Origin of the sequence: Kitasatospora sp. NPDC058444, assembly GCF_042721415.1 — a bacterium.
GTDB lineage: Bacteria > Actinomycetota > Actinomycetes > Streptomycetales > Streptomycetaceae > Kitasatospora.
In genome coordinates, this window is the sequence record NZ_JBHXLL010000031.1 from 80,238 (window position 1) to 100,721 (window position 20,484).

14 protein-coding genes are annotated in these 20,484 nt (G+C 72.8%); 6 read left to right on the top strand and 8 right to left on the bottom strand.

Translation table 11 applies throughout. The features are described 5' to 3' along the window. Positions 1–17: 17 nt before the first annotated feature. The 3 genes from mmsB to chvE all read right to left on the bottom strand — a co-directional run bounded on the left by mmsB (position 18) and on the right by chvE (position 4,013). Positions 18–1,253, bottom strand: a complete 1,236-nt coding sequence (gene mmsB, locus ACFWP2_RS27705) for a multiple monosaccharide ABC transporter permease (protein ID WP_380456288.1) — start codon at positions 1,251–1,253, stop codon at positions 18–20. 3 nt (positions 1,254–1,256) lie between these two features. Further along, positions 1,257–2,804: a multiple monosaccharide ABC transporter ATP-binding protein gene (gene mmsA, locus ACFWP2_RS27710; protein ID WP_380456290.1), complete on the bottom strand. Its 1,548-nt coding sequence runs from the start codon at positions 2,802–2,804 to the stop codon at positions 1,257–1,259. A gap of 114 nt (positions 2,805–2,918) precedes the next feature. Then, positions 2,919–4,013: a multiple monosaccharide ABC transporter substrate-binding protein gene (chvE, locus tag ACFWP2_RS27715; protein ID WP_380456292.1), complete on the bottom strand. Its 1,095-nt coding sequence runs from the start codon at positions 4,011–4,013 to the stop codon at positions 2,919–2,921. 330 nt (positions 4,014–4,343) lie between these two features. Here chvE and ACFWP2_RS27720 point away from each other — a divergent pair, with 330 nt between their 5' ends. Then, positions 4,344–5,333: a LacI family DNA-binding transcriptional regulator gene (locus tag ACFWP2_RS27720; protein WP_380456318.1), complete on the top strand. Its 990-nt coding sequence runs from the start codon at positions 4,344–4,346 to the stop codon at positions 5,331–5,333. A 243-nt stretch (positions 5,334–5,576) separates the two neighbouring features. On the opposite strand, the gene ACFWP2_RS27725 is transcribed toward ACFWP2_RS27720, so the two are convergent. The 3 genes from ACFWP2_RS27725 to ACFWP2_RS27735 form a co-directional block, all read right to left on the bottom strand. Next, complete coding sequence (locus ACFWP2_RS27725; RefSeq protein ID WP_380456294.1) at positions 5,577–7,016, bottom strand: non-reducing end alpha-L-arabinofuranosidase family hydrolase; 1,440 nt, start codon at positions 7,014–7,016, stop codon at positions 5,577–5,579. Between the two features lie 181 nt (positions 7,017–7,197). Next, positions 7,198–8,172, bottom strand: a complete 975-nt coding sequence (locus tag ACFWP2_RS27730) for a glycoside hydrolase family 11 protein (RefSeq protein ID WP_380456296.1) — start codon at positions 8,170–8,172, stop codon at positions 7,198–7,200. Between the two features lie 478 nt (positions 8,173–8,650). Further along, complete coding sequence (locus ACFWP2_RS27735) at positions 8,651–10,000, bottom strand: PHB depolymerase family esterase (protein ID WP_380456298.1); 1,350 nt, start codon at positions 9,998–10,000, stop codon at positions 8,651–8,653. Between the two features lie 422 nt (positions 10,001–10,422). Here ACFWP2_RS27735 and ACFWP2_RS27740 point away from each other — a divergent pair, with 422 nt between their 5' ends. The 3 genes from ACFWP2_RS27740 to araA are packed head-to-tail and all read left to right on the top strand — an operon-like array spanning position 10,423 to position 14,344. Continuing rightward, positions 10,423–12,126 carry a ribulokinase gene (locus ACFWP2_RS27740; protein WP_380456301.1) on the top strand — a complete coding sequence of 568 codons (1,704 nt, stop codon included), beginning with the start codon at positions 10,423–10,425 and terminating at the stop codon, positions 12,124–12,126. Then, the gene (locus ACFWP2_RS27745) at positions 12,123–12,818 is read left to right on the top strand and encodes an L-ribulose-5-phosphate 4-epimerase (RefSeq protein ID WP_380456303.1); all 696 of its coding nucleotides are present in this window, start codon (positions 12,123–12,125) and stop codon (positions 12,816–12,818) included. Before ACFWP2_RS27740 ends, ACFWP2_RS27745 begins: the two co-directional genes overlap by 4 nt. Positions 12,819–12,838: 20 nt before the next feature. After that, positions 12,839–14,344 carry an L-arabinose isomerase gene (gene araA / locus ACFWP2_RS27750; RefSeq protein ID WP_380456305.1) on the top strand — a complete coding sequence of 502 codons (1,506 nt, stop codon included), beginning with the start codon at positions 12,839–12,841 and terminating at the stop codon, positions 14,342–14,344. A gap of 78 nt (positions 14,345–14,422) precedes the next feature. On the opposite strand, the gene ACFWP2_RS27755 is transcribed toward araA, so the two are convergent. After that, a complete protein-coding gene (locus ACFWP2_RS27755) occupies positions 14,423–16,594 on the bottom strand; it encodes a glycoside hydrolase family 9 protein (RefSeq protein ID WP_380456307.1) in 2,172 nt (723 codons plus the stop codon). Between the two features lie 246 nt (positions 16,595–16,840). Continuing rightward, positions 16,841–18,013 carry a xylose isomerase gene (gene xylA / locus ACFWP2_RS27760; RefSeq protein ID WP_380456309.1) on the bottom strand — a complete coding sequence of 391 codons (1,173 nt, stop codon included), beginning with the start codon at positions 18,011–18,013 and terminating at the stop codon, positions 16,841–16,843. A 96-nt stretch (positions 18,014–18,109) separates the two neighbouring features. Here xylA and xylB point away from each other — a divergent pair, with 96 nt between their 5' ends. Together xylB and ACFWP2_RS27770 are read left to right on the top strand one after the other, a co-directional pair. Further along, positions 18,110–19,540: a xylulokinase gene (xylB, locus tag ACFWP2_RS27765; protein ID WP_380456312.1), complete on the top strand. Its 1,431-nt coding sequence runs from the start codon at positions 18,110–18,112 to the stop codon at positions 19,538–19,540. A 12-nt stretch (positions 19,541–19,552) separates the two neighbouring features. After that, a partial coding sequence (locus ACFWP2_RS27770; protein WP_380456314.1) for an ROK family protein occupies positions 19,553–20,484 on the top strand: 932 nt, incomplete at its 3' end.

Here is a 20,484-nt window from a genome sequence, read left to right on the forward strand (position 1 = left end):
TGGTTCCGCTGTCGGGATCAGGAGCCGGCCCGGCGCTTGTTGTAGACGTCGAAGCCGACGGCCGCGAGCAGGACCAGGCCCTTGATGACCTGCTGGTAGTCGGTGCCGACGCCGACCAGCGACATGCCGTTGTTCAGCACGCCGAGCACCAGGCCGCCGATGATGGCGCCGAGGACGGTGCCCACACCGCCGCTGGCGGAGGCGCCGCCGATGAAGGCGGCGGCGATCGCCTCCAGTTCGAAGTTGATGCCGGCCTGCGGGGTTCCGGCGTTGAGCCGCGCGGCGAACACCAGCCCGGCCAGTGCCGCGAGGACGCCCATGTTGGTGAAGGCGAGGAAGACGACGCGCCTGCTCTTCACCCCGGACAGCTTGGCCGCCGCCTCGTTGCCGCCGATGGCGTAGGTGTGGCGCCCGATGATCGAGTTGCGCATCAGGTAGCCGAAGCCGACCAGCAGCGCGCCGAGGATCAGCAGCACGATCGGCACGCCGTGGTAGCTGGCCAGCAGCAGGGTGAAGACCACCACGGCCGCGGTGATCACGGCGAGCTTGGTCAGGAACAGCGCGAGCGGGAGCGGCTCCAGCCCGTACGAGGCGGTCCGGCGCCGGCCGCGCACCTCCTGGAGGACCGCGACGGCCAGTACCGCGAGGCCCAGCAGCAGGGTGAGGTTGTGGTAGTCGGTGTGCGGCCCGACCTCGGGGAGGAAGCCGCTGCTGATGCTCTGGAAGCCCTTGGGGAACGGCGCCACCGACTGGCCCTGGAGCAGGATCTGGGTGCCGCCGCGGAACAGCAGCATGCCCGCCAGGGTGACGATGAAGGACGGGATGCCGAGGTAGGCGATCCAGAATCCCTGCCAGGCGCCGGCCAGGGCGCCGATCACCAGCGCGGCCAGCACCGCGACGGGCCACGGCAGGTGCTGCTTGACCATCATCACCGCGGCGGCGGCCCCGACGAAGGCGGCCAGCGAGCCGACCGAGAGGTCGATGTGCCCGGCGATGATGACGATCATCATCCCGATCGCCAGGATCAGGATGTAGCCGTTCTGCTGGATCAGGTTGGTGATGTTGAGCGGTTGGAGCAGGATGCCGTCCGTCCAGATCTGGAACAGCAGCACGATCAGCGCGAGGGCGACCAGCATGCCGTACTGGCGCACGTTGCCGCGCAGCGCGCGGGCCAGCACGCCGCCGAGGGAGGGGCCGGGACCGGCCTGCGGTGCCTGCGGGGACGAATCCGGGATGATCTCGGTCTGGGCCATGCCTCACACCTGCTCGTTGCTGGATGCGGCGCTCATGGTCATGAGCCGCATGAGGGATTCCTGGGTGGCGTGGGCGCGGGCGACCTCGCCGGTGATCCGGCCTTCGGCCATGGTGTAGATCCGGTCGCACAGGCCCAGGAGTTCGGGGAGTTCGGACGAGATGACGAGCACCGCCTTGCCCTCGGCGGCCAGCTCGGCGATGACCGTGTAGATCTCCGCCTTCGCGCCGATGTCGATGCCGCGGGTGGGCTCGTCGAGGATCAGCACCTCCGGCTCGGCGAAGATCCACTTGCTGAGGACGACCTTCTGCTGGTTGCCGCCGCTGAGCGTGCCGGTCCGGGTGAACACCGTCGGGGCCTTGATGTTCATGGTGCGCCGGAAGGACTCGGCGACCTCGGCCTCCCGGTGCCGGTCGACCCGGCCGTGCCGGGAGACCTTGCGCAGCGCGCTCAGCGAGATGTTCCGGCTGATGTCGTCGATGAGGTTGAGGCCGAGCTGCTTGCGGTCCTCGGTGACGTACGCGATGCCGTGCCCGATCGCCTCGGGCACCGTCCGGGTGCGGATCTCCCGGCCGTGCAGCCGGACCCGGCCGGCGGCCCACCGCCCGTACGAGCGGCCGAAGACGCTCATCGCGAGTTCCGTGCGGCCGGCGCCCATCAGGCCGGCGATGCCGACGATCTCGCCGCGCCGCACGTTCAGCGAGGCGCCGTCCACCACCGTGCGCTGCTGGTCGATCGGGTGCCGGACGCTCCAGTCCTCGACCTCGAAGGCGACCTCGCCGATCTTCGGGGTGCGCTCGGGGTAGCGGTGCTCCAGGTCGCGGCCGACCATGCCGCGGATGATCCGGTCCTCGGAGATGCCCCCGGGGCCGATCGCGATGGTCTCGATGGTCCGCCCGTCGCGCAGGATGGTCACGGAGTCCGCGACCCGGGCGATCTCGTTCAGCTTGTGCGAGATGATGATGCAGGAGATGCCCTGCGCCTTGAGCGCGAGGATCAGGTCGAGCAGCTTGCGGCTGTCCTCGTCGTTCAGCGCGGCGGTCGGCTCGTCCAGGATGAGCAGCCTGACCTTCTTGGCCAGGGCCTTGGCGATCTCGACCAGCTGCTGCTTGCCCACGCCGAGATCGGCGATCCGGGTGTGCGGGCTCTCGTCGAGGCCGACCCGGCGGAGCAGCTCGGCGGCGTGGGTGAGCGTCCGGCGCCAGCTGATGACGCCGCGGGAGGCGTGTTCGTTGCCGAGGAAGACGTTCTCGGCGATGGACAGGTACGGCACCAGCGCCAGTTCCTGGTGGATGATGACGATGCCGCGCTGCTCGCTGGCCCGGATGTCCCTGAACCGGCAGGGCTCGCCCTCGAAGAGGATCTCGCCCTCGTAGGAGCCGTGCGGGTGGACGCCGCTCAGCACCTTCATCAGGGTGGACTTGCCGGCGCCGTTCTCGCCGCAGATGGCGTGCACCTCGCCGGCGGCGACGCTGAGGTTGACCTCGGAGAGCGCCTTGACGCCGGGGAACGACTTGCTGATCGACCGCATTTCGAGAACGGGTCCAGCCATGGGTGTGCGTCCGTATCGTTCGGGGCGGTGCGGTCGGGGAGGTCCCGGGCTCCCGGGAAGCCCGGGCCGCGCACCGCCGGTTCGGCGCGGGGCCCGTCGACCGGGCCCCGCGGGCTACTTGAGCTGGTCCGCGGTGTACTGGCCGCTGTCGACCAGGACCTTCCGGTAGTTCTCCTTGTCGACACTGACCGGCTGGAGCAGCTGCGCCGGGACGGTCTTCGCGCCGTTGTCGTACTGGCTGGTGTCGTTGACCTCGGGCTTCCCGCCGGTCAGCAGCGCGTCGCCCATCTGGACGGCGGCCTTGGCCAGTTGGCGGGTGTCCTTGTAGACGGTCTGGGTCTGCTCGCCCGCGATGATCGACTTCACCGAGGCCAGCTCGCCGTCCTGGCCCGTGACGATCGGCAGCGACTTGGCGGTGCCGTAGCCGACACCCTTGAGCGAGGACAGGATGCCGATCGAGATGCCGTCGTACGGCGAGAGCACGGCGTCGACGTGGGCGGAGGTGTAGGCCTTGCTCAGCAGGTTGTCCATCCGGGACTGGGCGACACCGCCGTCCCAGCGCAGCGTGGCGACCTGGTTGAACTCGGTCTGGCCGCTCTGCACGACCAGCTTCTTCTGGTCGATGTACGGCTTGAGGACGCTCATCGCGCCGTTGAAGAAGAAGGTGGCGTTGTTGTCGTCCGGCGAACCGGCGAACAGCTCGATGTTGAACGGGCCCTTGCCGTCCTTGAGGCCGAGCTTGTCGACGATGTAGCTGCCCTGGAGGACTCCGACCTTCTGGTTGTCGAAGGTCGCGTAGTAGTCGACGTCGGCCGTGCCGCGGATCAGCCGGTCGTAGGAGATCACCGGGATGTGGGCGTCGGCGGCCTTCTGCAGCACGTTGGTGAGGGAGGAACCGTCGATGGCGGCGATCACCAGGAGCTTGGCACCCTTGGTGATCATGTTCTCCAGCTGGGAGACCTGGTTCTCCACCACGTTGTCGCCGTACTGCAGGTCGGTCTTGTAGCCCTTGGCCTGGAACTCCCTGACCATGTTGTCGCCGTCGTTGATCCAGCGTTCCGACGACTTGGTGGGCATCGCGATGCCGACCAGGCCGCCCTTGGCATCGCCCTTGGCGGGGCCGTCACCGGCACCGTTGGCGCTCTGTCCGCAGGCCGCCAGTGAGAGCACCAGGCCCGCGGCGACGAGGCCCGCCGAAATCTTCCGCACAGTTCCTCCAGTGATGTTCCGCGACCGGGCACAGCGCACCCCTGCTGGGTGACTGGGAGCGGTCGAGCGGGGCCGGCCGGAGCGGGGTCACCCGGGTGGGGGAGCAGCGGCTGCGGCCTGGCGAGACAAGAGTGTTAACGCTCACACTTGAACCGTCAAGAGCCCTGGATCACGGTTCGGTACCTGACAGGCGGGGCCGGGAAGCCCGGCCGCCGCCGGAATCCGGGGGCCGCGACCCGGTGGGGATCCGGTCGCGTACTGTGGTCCAAACCGAGGAGGGAACTGCGAGTGGGAACCGACCGTACGGAGACCGAACAGCGCCAGCCCGTGATGGCGGACGTGGCGAAACTGGCCGGAGTGTCCCACCAGACGGTCTCCCGGGTGCTCAACGGCGCCCCGCACGTGCGGCCGGACACCCGCGAGCGGGTACTGGCCGCGATCCGGGAGCTCGACTACCGGCCCAACTCCGCCGCGCGCGCCCTGGTCACCCGCCGGTCGCAGACGCTCGGCGTGGTCAGCTTCGACTCGACGCTCTACGGGCCCGCGGCGATGCTGTACGGCATCGAGCAGGCCGCGCGCAGCGCCGGGTACTTCGTGAGCGTGACCAGTCTGCGGTCCCTGGACGGCCGTTCGGTCCAGGAGGCGGTCGACCGGCTGCGCGACCAGGGCGTGGAGGGCGTCGTCGTGATCGCGCCGCAGACCTCGGCCGTCAGCGCGGTGGCCCGGCTCTCCACCTCGGTGCCGCTCGTCGCGGTCGGTTCGGGCGACCAGATCCAGGTGCCCATGGTGTCGGTGGGCAACCTCTCCGGCGCCGAGGCGGCCACCCGGCACCTGCTCGACCTGGGGCACCGCACCGTCCACCACCTGGCGGGACCGGCCAACTGGCTGGAGAGCCAGGACCGGGAGAAGGGCTGGCGCCGTACGCTGGAGGCGGCCGGGGCCGCCGTGCCGCACGTGGAGCGCGGCGACTGGAGTGCTCGCTCGGGCTACCAGGCGGGTCTGCGGATCGCCGGGCTGCGGGACGTCACCGCCGTCTTCTGCGCCAACGACCACATGGCCCTCGGCCTGCTGCGCGCGCTCCACGAGGCCGGCCGGTCGGTGCCGGGCGACATCAGCGTGGTCGGCTTCGACGACATCCCGGAGGCCGCCTACTTCAGCCCGCCGCTGACCACGGTGCGGCAGGATTTCGGCGAGCTCGGCCGCAGGGCGCTGGAGCTGCTGGTCGAGGGGCTGGAGGGCGCGGCGCGCTCCCGGGCCCACGTGCAGGTCTCCCCGGAGATGGTGTTGCGGCGCAGCGTGGCCCCCGTCGGCCGCCGTTGAGCGGTGGCCGGGCCACGGCGCCCTGACCCCGTACGACGTCCTCCGCCGAGCCGGGCGCCCGCGCACAGCCGATCGTCCGGTGGCCGGTGGCCGGTGGTCGGTGGTGTGCCGGGCCGGCCCGCGGACGGGAGGAACCCCGGCCGGCGCGCGGCTGGGGTTCCTCGATGCGGTGGAGTCCGTCGGGCGGGTGGAGCCGTGTCGGCCCGGGCCGCCCCCGATCGGGAACACCGCGGGTCGGGCGGGTCAGCGCTGGAGCGTCAGGACGCCCGGGCGCCAGGGCAGTTGGTCGTAGGGGCCGGTGGCGGTGGGGGACTTGCCCTGGTAGAGGAACTGGAGGTTGCAGGGGTCGATGGTCATGGTCTGGTCGGGGTTGTCGCGGACCAGGTCGCCGTGGCTGACGTCGTTGGTCCAGCCGGCGCCGCTGTTGGCCTTGCCCGCGAAGGGGTTGCTCTCGGTGGCGGCCTGCGGGGTCCAGGAGCCGTTGAGGCTGGTGGCGGTGAAGGAGCGGAAGTAGCGTCCGCCGGCGCCCTGCGCCTCGACGATCATGAGGTACTGGTTCTTGTCCTTGACCTTGTAGACCTGCGGGGCCTCGAAGAGGTTGGCCGCGGTGTCGGTCATGACCGTGGTGTAGGAGGAGCCGAAGTTGCCGGGGAAGTTCCCGATCGGCATGCTCGCCCGGTAGATGCTGCCGTTGTCACCGGCGAAGAACAGGTACATGTTCTGGCCGTCGGCGATCAGGGTCTGGTCGATCGGGCCGGTGCCGGAGTTGGGGATGGAGCCGGTGAACAGCGGCTGCGGCGCGGACCAGCCGTTGGGGTTGGTCGGGTCGCTCGACGTGCGGTAGATGAAGGGCCACTGGCCCCACTGGTAGGCCAGCACCCAGATGTTCTTGGGCGCGAAGTAGAACAGCGTGGGCGCCACCGCGGCCTGGCCCATCCCGGTCTGCCCGGCGGAGGCCATGTCGGACCAGTTGGTGAACGGGCTGAACATCATCGAGCCGTACGAGGACCCGGACACGTTGGACGCGTAGACCAGGTGCTTGCCGTTGTACACCACGTCGGTGAAGTCCTTCACCGACGCCCAGCCGTTCGCCGGCTGTGCCAGGGCGCCCGTCGAGGACCACCGGTAGGTGGACGGGAGTGCGCAGGTGCCGGCCGTCGGGGTGGGCCTCGGGGTCGACGGTCCGGTCAGGCCGGTCCACTTCTGGTTGTCGGCGCCGGTGCACGTCCAGAGCTGCACCGCGGTGCCGTTGGCCGTGCCGGCTCCCGTGACGTCCAGGCAGAGGCCGGATTCGACGCCGACCACGGTGCCGTCGGCGTTCAGCCGCCACTGCTGGTTGGCGGCGCCGCTGCAGGTCCAGATCTGCACCTTGGTGCCGGCCGTGGTGGCGTGGCCCGGAACGTCCAGGCACTTGTCGCCGTACACGGTCAGCTGGTCGCCGGAGGCGGCCGTCCACAGCTGGTTGGCCCCGTTCGAGCAGTCGTAGATCTGCGCGGCCGCGCCGTCGGTCCGGCCGGCGTTCTGTACGTCGAGGCACCGGCCGGAACCCGCGCCGCGCAGGGCGCCGCTGGTGGCCGCCTGGGCCGGGGCGGCGACGAGCGTGGCCGCCAGTGCCGTCACGGCCGCGACCGCGGCGGTGAGCACCGCGGGCAGTCGCCTGCGGTGGGGATTTCTTCCGCGCATGGGATCTCCTCTGTGAGTGGGTGGAGTCGTCGCACGGCCTTGTCGACAGTCTTGTGAGCGCTAACAATCTCGGGCGCGCTGTCGCGTGGAAGCGGACGCCGTCAACGGCCGTGTGTCGAGGGGGTGGGCGCGGCGGCCGGAGGGGCCGCGCCCGGAGTGCCGCGGTGAGCGGTACGGGGCGTCAGCTGGCGCTGCAGGAGACCGTCGGCCAGGTGGTGCTGCCGTTCTTCGCGACGGTCATGCCCCAGTTGTCGCCCGCGCCGTCGGGGGTGGCGACGAGGGTCTGGGCGTCGGGGTAGGACGCGTTGACGTTCCAGGTCGCACTGACCTGCTCCGGGGAGGGGACCTTCACGGTCACCTTCCAGGTGCTGGACCCGGTGACCGCGACGTTCAGGTTGTAGCGGTCGCTCCACGATTCGCCGGCGGAGAGCGTCGCGGTGCAGCCGCCGCCGGTGCCGCCGCCGGTGGAGGAACCCAGCGTGATGTCGGAGCTTCCGCTGCTCCGGTAGCCCTCGGTGGCCATGATCTCGTAGTTCATGGTCCCGAGGTTCATGCCGTACCGGGCCCACGCGTCGAAGTGGTTCGCGACCGTGATCGTTCCGCCGGTCCGCCTGGCCTGGCGGACGCTCCAGTACTGGTTGAAGGTCTTGATGCCCTCGATGGACGGGGCGTCGTAGCGCGTCGTCTGGTAGATGTCGTAGGTGCCGCCGTCGCTGGTGACGGTCCCCTTGTACGTGCCGGTCGGCTTGTAGGAGCCGTAGTTCTCCACGACGTAGTACTCGACGAGCGGGTTGGTGCTCCAGCCGTAGAGCGACAGGTAGGCGTTGCCGTTGGTGCTCCACGTGCCCGAGTACGTCACCGGGTTGCGCGAACCGGTGCGCCAGCCCTTGCCGGCCACGAAGTTGCCGGCGTTGCTCCAGGAGGTGCCGTAGTGGCCGCCGCCGTTCAGGGCCATCGAGGCCGCACCGGTGCCCTCGGTCCAGAACGAGTAGAAGTACCCGCCGTCGGTGCCGGTCTGGTTCGTGGTGACGGTCGCGGCCTCGGCCGTGCCGGGCAGCATCAGGACGGCCGCGAGGGCCGGTGCGAGGACGCGCGCCTTGCCGACGAGCCGCCAGGAGCGGCCGGGCGTACGGCTCTTGGGGTGGGGGGAGTTCACAGGAGGGATCCGTCCTGCCGAGGGGTGGGGGTGGGCGCGGCCCCGTGCCGCCGACGCCGCGAAGGGGCTGGTCGGCCGGACGGCGTCACGAGGGGGTGCACGGAGTGGCGAGGGGGGTGCACGGAGTCGACTCGTCATCGACGTCGCTGACCCCGACGTCGGGTGGCGAACGCGGCCCGGCTCCAAGGCGGTTCGGACCTGTCGACGGCGACAGTGTTGGCCCGTGCCTGACGGGCTGTCAACACTTTCGGCAGGAGGATCGACAGATTCGCTCGCCCTTGAGTCCGTCCCCGCGAGAACAGACGCAGGTCGGGAGCGCGACGTTCGACGGCGGGCCGGAGGGCTTGGCCGGCACTCTGCCGACTCCCGTGGGACTACCCTCGCATGGGGAAAGAACCTTCGCCCGCGATGGCTCGAAAGTTTCGGCGTGGCTTCGGGTAGCCGCCGAGGCGGGCGTGCCGGCCGGCGGCGGTGCGCGTCAGCCCAGCGTCCACTGCTGGTTCCTGCCGCCGCTGCAGGTCCACAGCTGGACGGGCGTGCCGTCGGCGGTGCCGAGACCGGCCACGTCCAGGCAGAGTCCCGACCGCACACCGGTGACGGTGCCGTCGGCGTTCAGCTGCCACTGCTGGTTGGCCTGTCCGTTGCAGGACCAGACGATCGCCTTGGTGCCGGGGCTGGTGCCGTGCGCGTCGGCGTCCAGGCAGAGCGTGCTGCCGCCCGCGGTCACGGTCAGCTGCTTCGACGGCGTACGGGTCCAGGTCTGGTTCGCACCGCCGTTGCAGGTGGAGATCCGCTGCTGCGCACCCGGCGTCGTGCTCGGATCGGTCAGACACTTCCCCGCGTCCACCGCCCGCAGCGCGCCGGTCGTACCGCCGCCGGAGGAGCCTGAGTCCAGTCCCATGAAGTGGATGGCCTGGGCGGCCATCGCGGTGCCCTGAACCGGAAGTTGGTGTCCGAACCCGGCGAGGCTGTACGCCTCGACCTGGGTGGTGCGGGCGTTGTCGTCGTACCGGGTGCGGGTCCAGTTGCCCGCGGGGGTGTCGGTGGCCGACGGGGTCCGGCTCACGCCGAGGACGTCGGTCCACTGCTTGATCTCTTCGCCGAGGTTGTTGTGGCTCAGGACGGTGTCGGCGGTACCGTGCCACAGCTGTACGCGCGGACGCGGACCGGTGTAGCCGGGGTACCCCGTGGTGCGCACCAGGCCGCCCCACTGCTGCGGGGTCCTGGAGACCTGGCCCTGGGCGCAGGGCGCGTTCCAGTCGCGGACCGAGCCGGTGTGGAAGCAGTGGTAGGGCACTCCCATGAACGCCGCCCCCGCCTTGAACACGTCGGGGTAGTCGGCGAGCATCACGTTCGTCATCATCGCGCCCGACGACTGCCCCGTCACGTACACGGCGCCGGCGTTGCCGCCGTGGTGCTGCTCCGCGTAGGTGATCATCGACATGAGCCCGACCGGGTCGCTGCCGCCGTCGCGGGTCAGGGCCTGGTCGGAGGAGACGTCCCAGCAGCTTCCGCCGGGGTTGGTCGAGGGGTAGATGACGAGGAAGCCGTACCGGTCGGCCAGCGACGCGAAGTCGGTGCTCGAGTAGAGGTAGGGCCCCGATCCCTGGCACCCGTGCAGCGCCAGCAGGATCGGGGGGTTGGGCTTGACGCTGCTCGGCACGTACAGGTGCATGAGCAGGCCGGTGGGGTTGGGGCCGAAGCCCGTGACCTGGGTCAGCGAGGCGGCGTCGGCTCGGGGAGCGGCCTGAACGCTCAGGCCGACCGCGAGGCCGACCGCGGCGACCAGGCCGAGCAAGCGGGACGTGAGGGAGCGGGATCGGAACACGGGACCTCTCTCCGTTCGAATTTGTTTTGAGCGTTACGTATTGTTCGGGCGTCACCGCCGAAAAGACAACACCCGGGACGCGCCCGGATCCGCGTGACCGTCGCCGCGGTCCGGGGAGCGGCGGGCCCGGGAGACGGGCGTGAACACCACTCGGGCGCCCGGGGTGCCGGAGCGAGCCGGTCAAGATTGGGTAACGCGCCCCCCGGCCCTTGTCGCAGCGAATTGTGAGCGTTAACAATTCACCTGAGCGAAACCCGCACACCGGGCCGGCCCACCCGCTTCGGCCCGCCCGCTTCGGCCCGCCCGGCGCGTGCGGCCCCGTCCACCCCGGACGGGCAGACTGGCCGCCGGGCCCCCGCACCGTCGCGGACCCGGCCCGGCGGCCGGCACCGCGAACCCGACCTGCTACGAAGGACGTGAACGTGCCACCAACCTCCGACTCCCCGGAGCGCCATGTCGTCGGCGTCGACTTCGGCACGCTGTCCGGTCGTGCCGTGGTGGTCAGGGTCAGCGACGGCGAGGAACTCGGCACCGCCGTCCACGAGTACCCGCACGGCGTCATCGAGAACGAACTCCCCGGCACCCGCCGGAAGCTGCCGCCCGACTGGGCGCTCCAGCACCCCGGGGACTGGCGCCGGGTGCTGCGCACCGCGGTCCCCGCGGCGCTCGCCGCCGCCGGCGTCGACCCGGCCACCGTGATCGGCATCGCCACCGACTTCACCGCCTGCACCGTCCTGCCGGTCACCGCCGACGGCACCCCGCTCGCCGAGACCGCCCTCGGCGACCGCCCGCACGCCTGGCCGAAGCTCTGGAAGCACCACGCCGCCCAGAGCCACGCGGACCGGATCAACCACCTCGCCCACCAGCGCGGCGAGCGCTGGATCGGCCGCTACGGCGGCAAGATCTCCGCCGAGTGGCAGTTCGCCAAGGCGCTGCAGCTCCTGGAGGAGGACCCGGGCGTCTACGCCGCCACCGAACGCTGGATCGAGGCCGCCGACTGGATCGTCTGGCAGCTCACCGGCGCCGAGAGCCGCAACACCTGCACGGCCGGCTACAAGGGCATCTTCCAGGAGGGCGAGTACCCGTCCGAGGAGTACCTGGCCGCCCTCAACCCGGACTTCGCCGACTTCGCCCGCACCCGGCTGGCCCACCCGCTCTCCGCCCTCGGCTCCCGGGTCGGGTCGCTGACCGCCGAGGCCGCCGCCTGGACCGGGCTGCCCGAGGGCATCGCGGTCGCCGCCGGGAACGTCGACGCCCACGTCGCCGCCCCCGCCGCCCAGGCGGTCGAGAACGGACGGCTGCTCGCCATCATGGGCACCTCCACCTGCCACGTCGTCAACGCCGCGACCCTCGCCGACGTCCCCGGGATCTGCGGCGTCGTCGACGGCGGCATCGTCGAGGGCGCGTACGGCTACGAAGCCGGGCAGAGCGCCGTCGGCGACATCTTCGCCTGGTGGCTGCGCCAGGGCCTGCCCGCCGACTACCTGGCCGAGGCCGAGGCCAGGGGCGAGGACGCCCACCAGCTGCTCACCCGCAAGGCCGCCGTCCAGCCCGTCGGCGGGCACGGCCTGGTCGCGCTGGACTGGTTCAACGGCAACCGCTCCACGCTGGTCGACCACCACCTCTCCGGCGTGCTCGTCGGGCTCACCCTGGCCACCCGCCCCGAGGACGTCTACCGGGCGCTCCTGGAGGCCACCGCCTTCGGCACCCGCACCATCGTCGAGGCGCTGGAGGACGGCGGCGTCCCGGTCACCGAGTTCATCGTCGCCGGCGGCCTGAAGAAGAACCAGCTGCTGATGCAGATCCACGCCGATGTCCTGCGCCGCCCGGTCTCGCTCGCGGTCTCCGCCCAGGGCCCCGCCCTCGGGTCCGCCATCCACGCCGCCGTCGCGGCCGGCGCCCACCCCGACGTGCGCGCGGCGGCCGCCGCGATGGGCCGGGTCGAGCGCGCCGCCTACCGGCCCGACCCGGCCCGGGCCGACGCCTACGACGCCCTGTACGCCGAGTACCGCGAACTGCACGAGCACTTCGGCACCCCCGCCGACAAGCAGCTGCACCGCCTGCGCCGACTGCGCGATTCCGCATGGGGCGACACCGCCCCGACGCAGAACAGTGAGGAATCATGAGCGACCCCACCGACCCGATCGACCCCACCGACCCGATCGACCTGCTCCGGCAGCAGGTCAGCGACCTGCACCAGGAGCTGGTCCGCTACGACCTGGTGGTCTGGACGGCCGGCAACGTCTCCGCCCGGGTGCCGGGCGAGGACCTGATGGTGATCAAGCCGAGCGGCGTCCCCTACGACGAGCTGTCGCCCGAGTCCATGATCCTGTGCGACCTGGACGGCAACGTGGTCGAGGGCGACTACGCCCCCTCCTCCGACACCGCCGCGCACGCCTACGTCTACCGGCACATGCCCGAGGTCGGGGGAGTGGTGCACACCCACTCCACCTACGCCTGCGCCTGGGCCGCCCGCGGCGAGGCCGTGCCCTGCGTGCTGACCGCCATGGCCGACGAGTTCGGCGCGGAGATCCCGGTCGGCCCGTTCGCGCTGATCGGCGACGACTCGATCGGCCGCGGCATCGTGGAGACCCTGCGCGGCCACCGCTCGCCCGCCGTCCTGATGAAGAGCCACGGCGTCTTCACCATCGGCAAGGACGCCAGGGCCGCCGTCAAGGCCGCCGTGATGTGCGAGGACGTCGCCCGCACCGTGCACGTGTCCCGCCAGCTCGGCGAACCGCTGCCGATCGCCCAGGCCGACATCGACCGCCTCAACCTCCGCTACCAGAACGTGTACGGCCAGCAGCCCGCCCGCTGACCAGCAAGGAGACACCCATCATGACGTCGATCGAGGGCCGCGAGGTCTGGTTCCTGACCGGCAGCCAGGGCCTCTACGGCGAGGAGACGCTCCGCCGGGTCGCCGAGCAGTCCCGGCGGATCGCCGAGACCCTGGACGGTTCGGCGGAACTGCCCGTCAAGGTGGTCTGGAAGCCGGTGCTCACCGACGCCGGCGCCATCCGCCGGATCTGCCTCGACGCCAACGCGGCGGACGACTGCATCGGCCTGATCGCCTGGATGCACACCTTCTCCCCGGCCAAGATGTGGATCGCCGGACTGGACGCCCTGCGCAAGCCGCTGCTCCACCTGCACACCCAGGCCGACGTCGAACTGCCCTGGGCCACCATCGACATGGACTTCATGAACCTGAACCAGGCCGCCCACGGCGACCGCGAGTTCGGCTACATCCAGTCCCGCCTGGGCGTCGCCCGCAAGACCGTCGCCGGACACGTCAGCGACCCCGTCACCACCCGCCGGATCGGGTCGTGGGCCCGCGCCGCCGTCGGACGCGCCGAACTCGCCACCCTCAAGCTGGCCCGGTTCGGCGACAACATGCGCGACGTCGCCGTCACCGAGGGGGACAAGGTCGAGGCCCAGCTCCGGTTCGGCGTCTCGGTCAACACCTACGGCGTCAACGACCTGGTCGAGGCGGTCGACGCCGCATCCGAGGCCGAGGTCACCGAACTGGTCAAGGAGTACGAGGACGGCTATCGGCTCGCCCCCGCCCTGCGCCCCGGCGGTGAGCGGCACGACGCGCTGCGCTACGCCGCCCGGATCGAGGCCGGCCTGCGGGCCTTCCTGACGGCGGGCGGCTTCCGCGCCTTCACCACCAACTTCGAGGACCTCGGCGGGCTGCGCCAGCTGCCCGGCCTGGCCGTGCAGCGGCTGATGGCCGACGGCTACGGATTCGGCGGCGAGGGCGACTGGAAGACCTCGGTGCTGCTGCGCACCCTCAAGGCGGCCGCCGCCGGCCTGCCTGGCGGCACCTCCTTCATGGAGGACTACACCTACCACCTGGAGCCCGGGCGGGAGTTGATCCTCGGCGCGCACATGCTGGAGGTCTGCCCGAGCATCGCCGCCGCCACCCCGTCCTGCGAGGTGCACCCGCTGGGCATCGGCGGCCGGGAGGACCCGGTCCGGCTGGTCTTCGACGCCGCGCCCGGCCCGGCCGTGGTGGTCGGGCTGGCGGACCTGGGCGACCGCTTCCGGCTGGTCGCCAACGAGATCGACGTGGTCGACCCGGCCGAGCCGCTGCCCAGGCTCCCGGTGGCCCGCGCGGTCTGGCGGCCGCGGCCGGACTTCCGGACCTCCGCCGAGGCCTGGCTCGCCGCCGGCGCGCCGCACCACACGGTGCTCACCGGCGCGCTCGGCGCCGAGCACCTGGAGGACCTCGCGGAGATGCTCGGCACCGAACTGGTGCTGATCGACGGCGGCACGACGATCCGCCGGTTCACCCGGGAGCTGCGCTGGAACCAGGCGTACCACCGCCTGGCACAGGGCTTCTGAGCCCGTCGCCCCCTCGGGGCGGCACCCGCCACGGGTGCCGCCCCGCCGGCACGTGCACATCCGGGAGGGGTCGGGCGCTCAGGCGCAGGCGCCGCCGTTGAGGGTGAAGCGGGCGGGTGCCCCGTTGGTGCCCGAGTAGGTCGCCTGGAAGCCGAAGCCCGCCGTGGCGCCCGGTGCGAGGGTGCCGTTCCAGCCCGCGTCGCGGGCGGTCACCTCGCTCCCCGACTGGGTCACGGTGGCGTTCCACGCGGTGGAGATCCTCTGGTCACCCGCGAAGTTCCAGCCGAGCGTCCAGCCGGAGACCGGCGAGGTTCCCGTGTTCCGCACGGTCACCGTCGCGGTGAACCCGTCGCCCCACGAGCTGCCGAGCCCGTACGACACGGAGCACGAGGCCGACGGGGCGCCGCGGCGCTCCGCGGCGAAGGCCGCGAGCCAGGCGAGGGAGGCGTTCCAGTTGATCGCCACCTCGTTGGTGGAGTACGAGCCGATGTCGTCGACGTAGCACGCGGCCGGTGCGCAGCCGGCGAGCAGCGCCTTCGCCACCGGGTCCTCCAGCGCCGCGTCCGGCCCACCGGCGAAGGAGCCGGCCGGCGGGTGCGGTAGCGAGGCGTCGTTCTGGTGTGCCCAGAAGCGGTGGTGCTGGTTCTCGGAGGCGCGCTCGCCGTAGCCGGTGACGTACGAGCGGTCCAGGGCGTTGCGGCCCAGCAGGTAGTCCAGCGACTCCAGCGCTCCCGCCCGGTAGCGCTGCGCACCGGTCAGGTCGTACGCGACGGCCAGCACCATCGCGTTGTCGGCCACGGAGCCGTTGGAGCCCCACACGTAGCCGTCGGCGGCGAGCGGCACCGCGTAGCCCTGTCCGGCCATGGTGGACAGGTGGTGGTCGGCGGCCGAGGTCAGCAGGCCGCGCAGCCGGGTCAGGTCGTCGGCGGGCAGGGCGACGCCGGGGACGGTCGCGAGGGTGATCCGGCCGAGCGTCGCGGTTCCGCCCCACCAGAACGCGTCCGCCGGCCCGGCGTGGTGCGGGGAGCCGGTCACCGCGTCCCGGTACCGCGACTCGCCGGTGGTGGCGAGGAGTTCGGCCGCCGCCCAGTAGAACTCGTCGGAGACGTCGGCGTCCTCGTAGGCGCCGCCGCCGGTGTTGTCGGTCGCCGGGGCCAGGACCGCGGGGTTGGCCTCGGCGGCCGCCCAGGCGTGCCGGGCCGCGTCCAGGCAGCGGGCGGCGAAGGCCGGGTCGTACGTGGCGTACACCCGGGCGCACTGCGCCGCGGTGGCGGCCAGGTTGAGGGTGGCGGCGGTCGAGGGCTGGTGCAACTCGCGCTGCTCGGAGTCGAGTTCCGGCCTGGTCGGCAGGGCGGTCCATGTGTCGTCGTGCATCTTGTGGAAGGCCATGCCGGCCATCGGCCGGCCGGCCGGGACCTGCATCCGCAGCAGGAACTCCAGCTCCCAGCGGGCCTCGTCCAGGACGTCCGGCACCCCGTTGCCGCGCTCCGGTACGCGGAGCGTGGAGTCGCCGAGCGCCGCGTCGCCACCGGAACGGCGGGCGCGCTCGAAGGAGTTGACGAGCTCCCAGGTGGCGATGCCGCCGTTCACGACGTACTTGCCCTGGTCGCCGGCGTCGTACCAGCCGCCGCGCACGTCCAGCCGGTAGTCGCACACCCCGGTCCGGCAGGGGACGCTGGTGTCGCCCCTGTTCGGCGCCACGCCCAGGTGGGCGGCGGGGCGGGCGTAGGCGCCGCCGGCCAGCGACGCTTCGATCGCGATGCCGCTGCGCTGCTGGTAGAAGAAGGACATGCTGTCGGTGCGGAGGCCGTCGTAGAGCGACGCCGAGATGTCGAACGGGTGGCTGGGCCGACCGCCGACCACCAGGGTGAAGCCGGTGCCGATGCCGGTGTACCCGTCGAAGTCGACCAGGTGGGTGGACTGGCCGGACGCCCGGTCGGCGCCGTGCACCGCAGTGGTGCCGGAGGCGACCTGCGCTCCGGAGGCGTCGCGGAGCTGCCAGGCCAGCGGAGTGGTGGCGGAGCTGACCACGGTGGCCCGCTTGGGGCCGTCCGGCAGGTACCCGAGCTGGTTGACCCGGACGGGGAAGTCGGCGGCGGTGGCGGCCGGAGCCGCTGGAGCGACCGAGGTGGCCGCGCCGGCGGAGGTCGCGGTGGCGGCGGCGGTCAGGCCGGCGCCGGCCAAGGCGAGAGCGGTGAGCACGGCGGCCGTGCGGCGCGGCACGGTACGGACGGGGGTGGCAGGAGGCACGGGTGGGGCCTTCCTCGGTGAGGGAGGGTGCGGGAGGTGGGGGCTCCGGAGTGGGAGCGCTCCCACGTGCCCCATCAAGCCAGCCCGCAAGGGCCGCGTCAAGGCGTCGAACGCGAACGGCCACTGACGTGACGTCAGGGCATCCGGTCCTCCGGCGCCCGCGGGCGGGGAACGCGCGCGGGCCGGGTCGTGCCTCGGGCGTGTCGAACGCGCGCGAGGCACGACCCGGCCGGGGGCGAACTGCGGTCAGCGGGCGCCGAGGAGGTGTTCCAGGGCCAGTTGGTCCAGCTGCTCGAAGGCCATGCCGCGCCGGGCGGCGGCGTCCACGTCGAACTCCTCGAAGGCGGAGCGGTCCGCCAGCAGCCCGGCCAGGCCGTCCCCGGCCGTGGGCAGGGCGAGTTCGGGCAGCCGGGAGGCGGCGAGCGCGGCCCGCACCTCCGGGTCGGCCCGGAAGGCGCGGGAGCGCTCGGCCAGCAGCAGGTAGTTGCGCATGCAGCCGGCCGCCGAGGCCCAGACGCCGTCGAAGTCCTCGGTGCGCGGCGGCTTGAAGTCGAAGTGCCGCGGGCCGTCGTAGCCCGCCGACTCCAGCAGGTCGACCAGCCAGAAGGCCTGCCGGAGGTCTCCCGCGCCGAAGCGCAGGTCCTGGTCGTACTTGATGCCGGACTGGCCGTTGAGGTCGATGTGGAACAGCTTGCCGTGCCACAGGGCCTGGGCGATGCCGTGCGGGAAGTTGAGCCCGGCCATCTGCTCGTGCCCCACCTCCGGGTTGACGCCGACCCGCTCGGGGCGCTCCAGCGCGTTGATGAACGCCAGGGCGTGGCCGACCGTGGGCAGCAGGATGTCGCCGCGCGGCTCGTTGGGCTTGGGCTCGATCGCGAACCGCAGGTCGTAGCCCTGCTGCTCGACGTACTCGCCCAGCAGGTCGAAGGCCTCCTTCAGCCGGTCCAGGGCGGTGCGCACGTCCTTGGCGGCGCCGGACTCCGCACCCTCGCGACCGCCCCAGGCGACGTAGACCGAGGCGCCGAGCTCCGCGGCCAGGTCGATGTTGCGGATCGTCTTGCGCAGCGCGTAGCGCCGCACGTCGCGGTCGTTGGCGGTGAAGGCGCCGTCCTTGAAGACGGGGTGGGTGAACAGGTTGGTGGTCGCCATCGGGACCTTCAGCCCGGCGGCGTCGAGCGCGGCGCGGAAGCGCTTGACGGCCTCCTCGCGGGTGGCCTCGCCCGCGCGGAAGGGGATCAGGTCGTCGTCGTGGAAGGTCACGCCGTAGGCGCCGAGTCCGGCCAGCCGCTGGACGGTCTCGACCGGGTCGAGGGCGGGCCGGGTCGCGTCTCCGAAGGGGTCGCGCCCCTGCCAGCCGACGGTCCACAGGCCGAAGGTGAACTTGTGCGCGGGGGTGGGGGCGAGCGGGTCGCTGGGCATGGTGCGGCTCCGGATCGGTGGCGAGGGGGGTGTTTGTCAGGGCTCTCAACAAATTAGTATGCCGGGACGTCAGAAGGAACCCCAGCGGAGGAACACATGGCTGAGCAGCGTGTCGTGATCGGCGTCGACAGCTCGACCCAGTCCACCAAGGCCCTCGCCGTCGACATCGACACGGGCACGGTGCTGGGCGAGGGCCGCGCCCCGCACACCGTCAGCGAGGGAGCCGGCCGGGAGAGCGATCCCGAACAGTGGTGGCGGGCGTTCGAGCAGGCCGCCGTACGGACCGGCTGGGCCGATCGCGCCGCCGCCGTCTCGATCGCCGGCCAGCAGCACGGCCTGGTCACCCTGGACGCGACCGGCGCGCCGGTGCGCCCCGCGCTGCTGTGGAACGACGTCCGCTCCGCCCCCCAGGCCGCCGAGCTGCGGGCCGCGATCGGCCCGGCGGAGATCACCCGCCGCACCGGCAGCCTGCCGACCGCCGCCTTCACCGCCCCCACGTGGGCCTGGCTGCGCGCCGCCGAGCCCGCCGCCGCCGACCGCGTCGCCGCCGTCCGGCTCCCGCACGACTTCCTCACCGAGCGGCTGACCGGGGAGGCCGTGACCGACCGCGGCGACGCGTCCGGGACGGGCTGGTGGGGCCCGGACGGCTACGACCGGGACCTCCTCGACCGCATCGGCCTCGACCCGGCGCTGCTGCCGCGGGTCCTCGGACCGGGCGCGCGGGCCGGCGTGGTCCGCCCGGGGACGGCGCTGCGCGCGGGAGCCCCGGTCGCCGCCGGAACCGGCGACAACATGGCCGCCGCCCTCGGGCTCGGCCTGCGGCCCGGGCAGCCGGTGCTCAGCCTCGGCACCTCCGGGACGGTCTACGCCGTCGGCCGGCAGCGGCCGGTGGACCCGAGCGGGACGGTCGCGGGCTTCGCCGACGCCCTCGGCGGCTGGCTGCCGCTCGCCTGCACGCTGAACTGCACGCTCGCCGTCGACCGGATCGCCGCCCTGCTCGGACGCGACCGCGAGGACGTCGAGGAGGGCGGCACCGCGGTGGTGCTGCCCTACCTGGACGGCGAGCGCACACCGGACCTGCCCGGAGCGTCCGGCCTGGTCCACGGGCTGCGCCACGACACCACGCCGGGGCAACTGCTCCAGGCCGCGTACGACGGCGCCGCCCACGCCCTGCTCACCGCGCTGGCCGACGTGCTGCGCGCGGGCGGTGAGGACCCGTCGGGCGAGGAGCCGCTGCTGCTGATCGGCGGCGGCGCCCGCGGCCGCGCCTGGCAGCGGACCGTCCTGCGGCTCTCGGGCCGGGCCGTGCGGGTGCCCGCCGCCCGGGAGCTCGTCGCACTCGGCGCGGCCGCCCAGGCCGCCGCCCTGCTCACCGGCGAGCCCGCCGACGCGGTGGCACGCCGCTGGCGCACCGCCGAGGGCCCGGTGCTGGAGCCCGTCGCACCGGACACGGACGCGCTCGAACGGATCAGCGGTACCCTGCGTCGGGCCGGGGCCTTGCAGGGAGCCCCGGCCGGGGACCGGTAGGAGGGGCGCGGCGTGACAGTGGTCGGCAGAGCGAGGAACGGCCAGGGCGTCGGCCCCGCGTCGCAGCAGGACATGCGACGGCGGAACCTCTCGGTGGTCCTCGGCGCGGTCGCCGCGCACAGCCCGCTCGCCCGCCCGCTGTCCCGCGCCGACGTCGCGGCCCGCGTCGGCCTGACCAGGGCGGCCGTCTCCTCGCTGGTCGACGAGCTGATCGGGCGGGGTGCGCTGACCGAGGCGGAGACCGCGTCCGACGGGCGGGTCGGCCGCCCCGGGCGCGCGCTGGCGGTGAGCGACCGGGGCCCGGCCGGCCTCGGTCTGGAGATCGGGGTCACGCACCTCGGCGCGTGCGTCGTGGACCTGCGCGGCGAACCCCGGGTGTGGCGCCGGGTGGAACGGGCGAACGCCGGCCGCCCGGCCGGGCAGGTGCTGGCGGAGGCCGCCGAGCTGGCCGCCGAGGCGGAGGCCGAGGCCCGCGCCCTCGGACTGCGCGTCGCGGGCCGGGTCCTGGCCGTGCCCGGGGTGGTGGCGAACGAACCCGCCGGCCGGGTCGAACGCGCGCCCAACCTCGGCTGGCGCACCGTCGGCGTCGCCGACCACTGGCCCGACCGGGACACCGTGCCCGAGCCGGAGAACGAGGCCAACCTCGGGGCCCTGGCCGAGTACTGGAACGCCGAGCAGGCCGCGGAGACCTTCGTGCACGTCTCCGCGGACGCCGGGATCGGTGCCGCCCTGGTCATCGACGGGCAGCTGTTCCGCGGCGCCCGCGGCTTCGCCGGCGAACTCGGCCACGTCCCCGTCCACCCGGACGGCGTCCGGTGCGCCTGCGGAGCGCGCGGCTGCCTGGAGCAGTACGCGGGCCAGGCGGCCGTGGGGGGGGGGGGGGGGGGCGGGCGGGCCGCGCCCCCGCCCGCCCCGGCGGCCGGGCGGGGGGCGCGCCGGGCGGC

Coding starts and splice junctions, on each gene's coding strand:
- ACFWP2_RS27745 (WP_380456303.1), top strand. CDS start 12,123: ATGAGCGACCCCACCGACCCGATCGACCCCACCGACCCGATCGACCTG.
- ACFWP2_RS27720 (WP_380456318.1), top strand. CDS start 4,344: ATGGCGGACGTGGCGAAACTGGCCGGAGTGTCCCACCAGACGGTCTCC.
- ACFWP2_RS27725 (WP_380456294.1), bottom strand. CDS start 7,016: ATGCGCGGAAGAAATCCCCACCGCAGGCGACTGCCCGCGGTGCTCACC.
- xylB (WP_380456312.1), top strand. CDS start 18,110: ATGGCTGAGCAGCGTGTCGTGATCGGCGTCGACAGCTCGACCCAGTCC.
- mmsA (WP_380456290.1), bottom strand. CDS start 2,804: ATGGCTGGACCCGTTCTCGAAATGCGGTCGATCAGCAAGTCGTTCCCC.
- mmsB (WP_380456288.1), bottom strand. CDS start 1,253: ATGGCCCAGACCGAGATCATCCCGGATTCGTCCCCGCAGGCACCGCAG.
- xylA (WP_380456309.1), bottom strand. CDS start 18,013: ATGCCCAGCGACCCGCTCGCCCCCACCCCCGCGCACAAGTTCACCTTC.
- araA (WP_380456305.1), top strand. CDS start 12,839: ATGACGTCGATCGAGGGCCGCGAGGTCTGGTTCCTGACCGGCAGCCAG.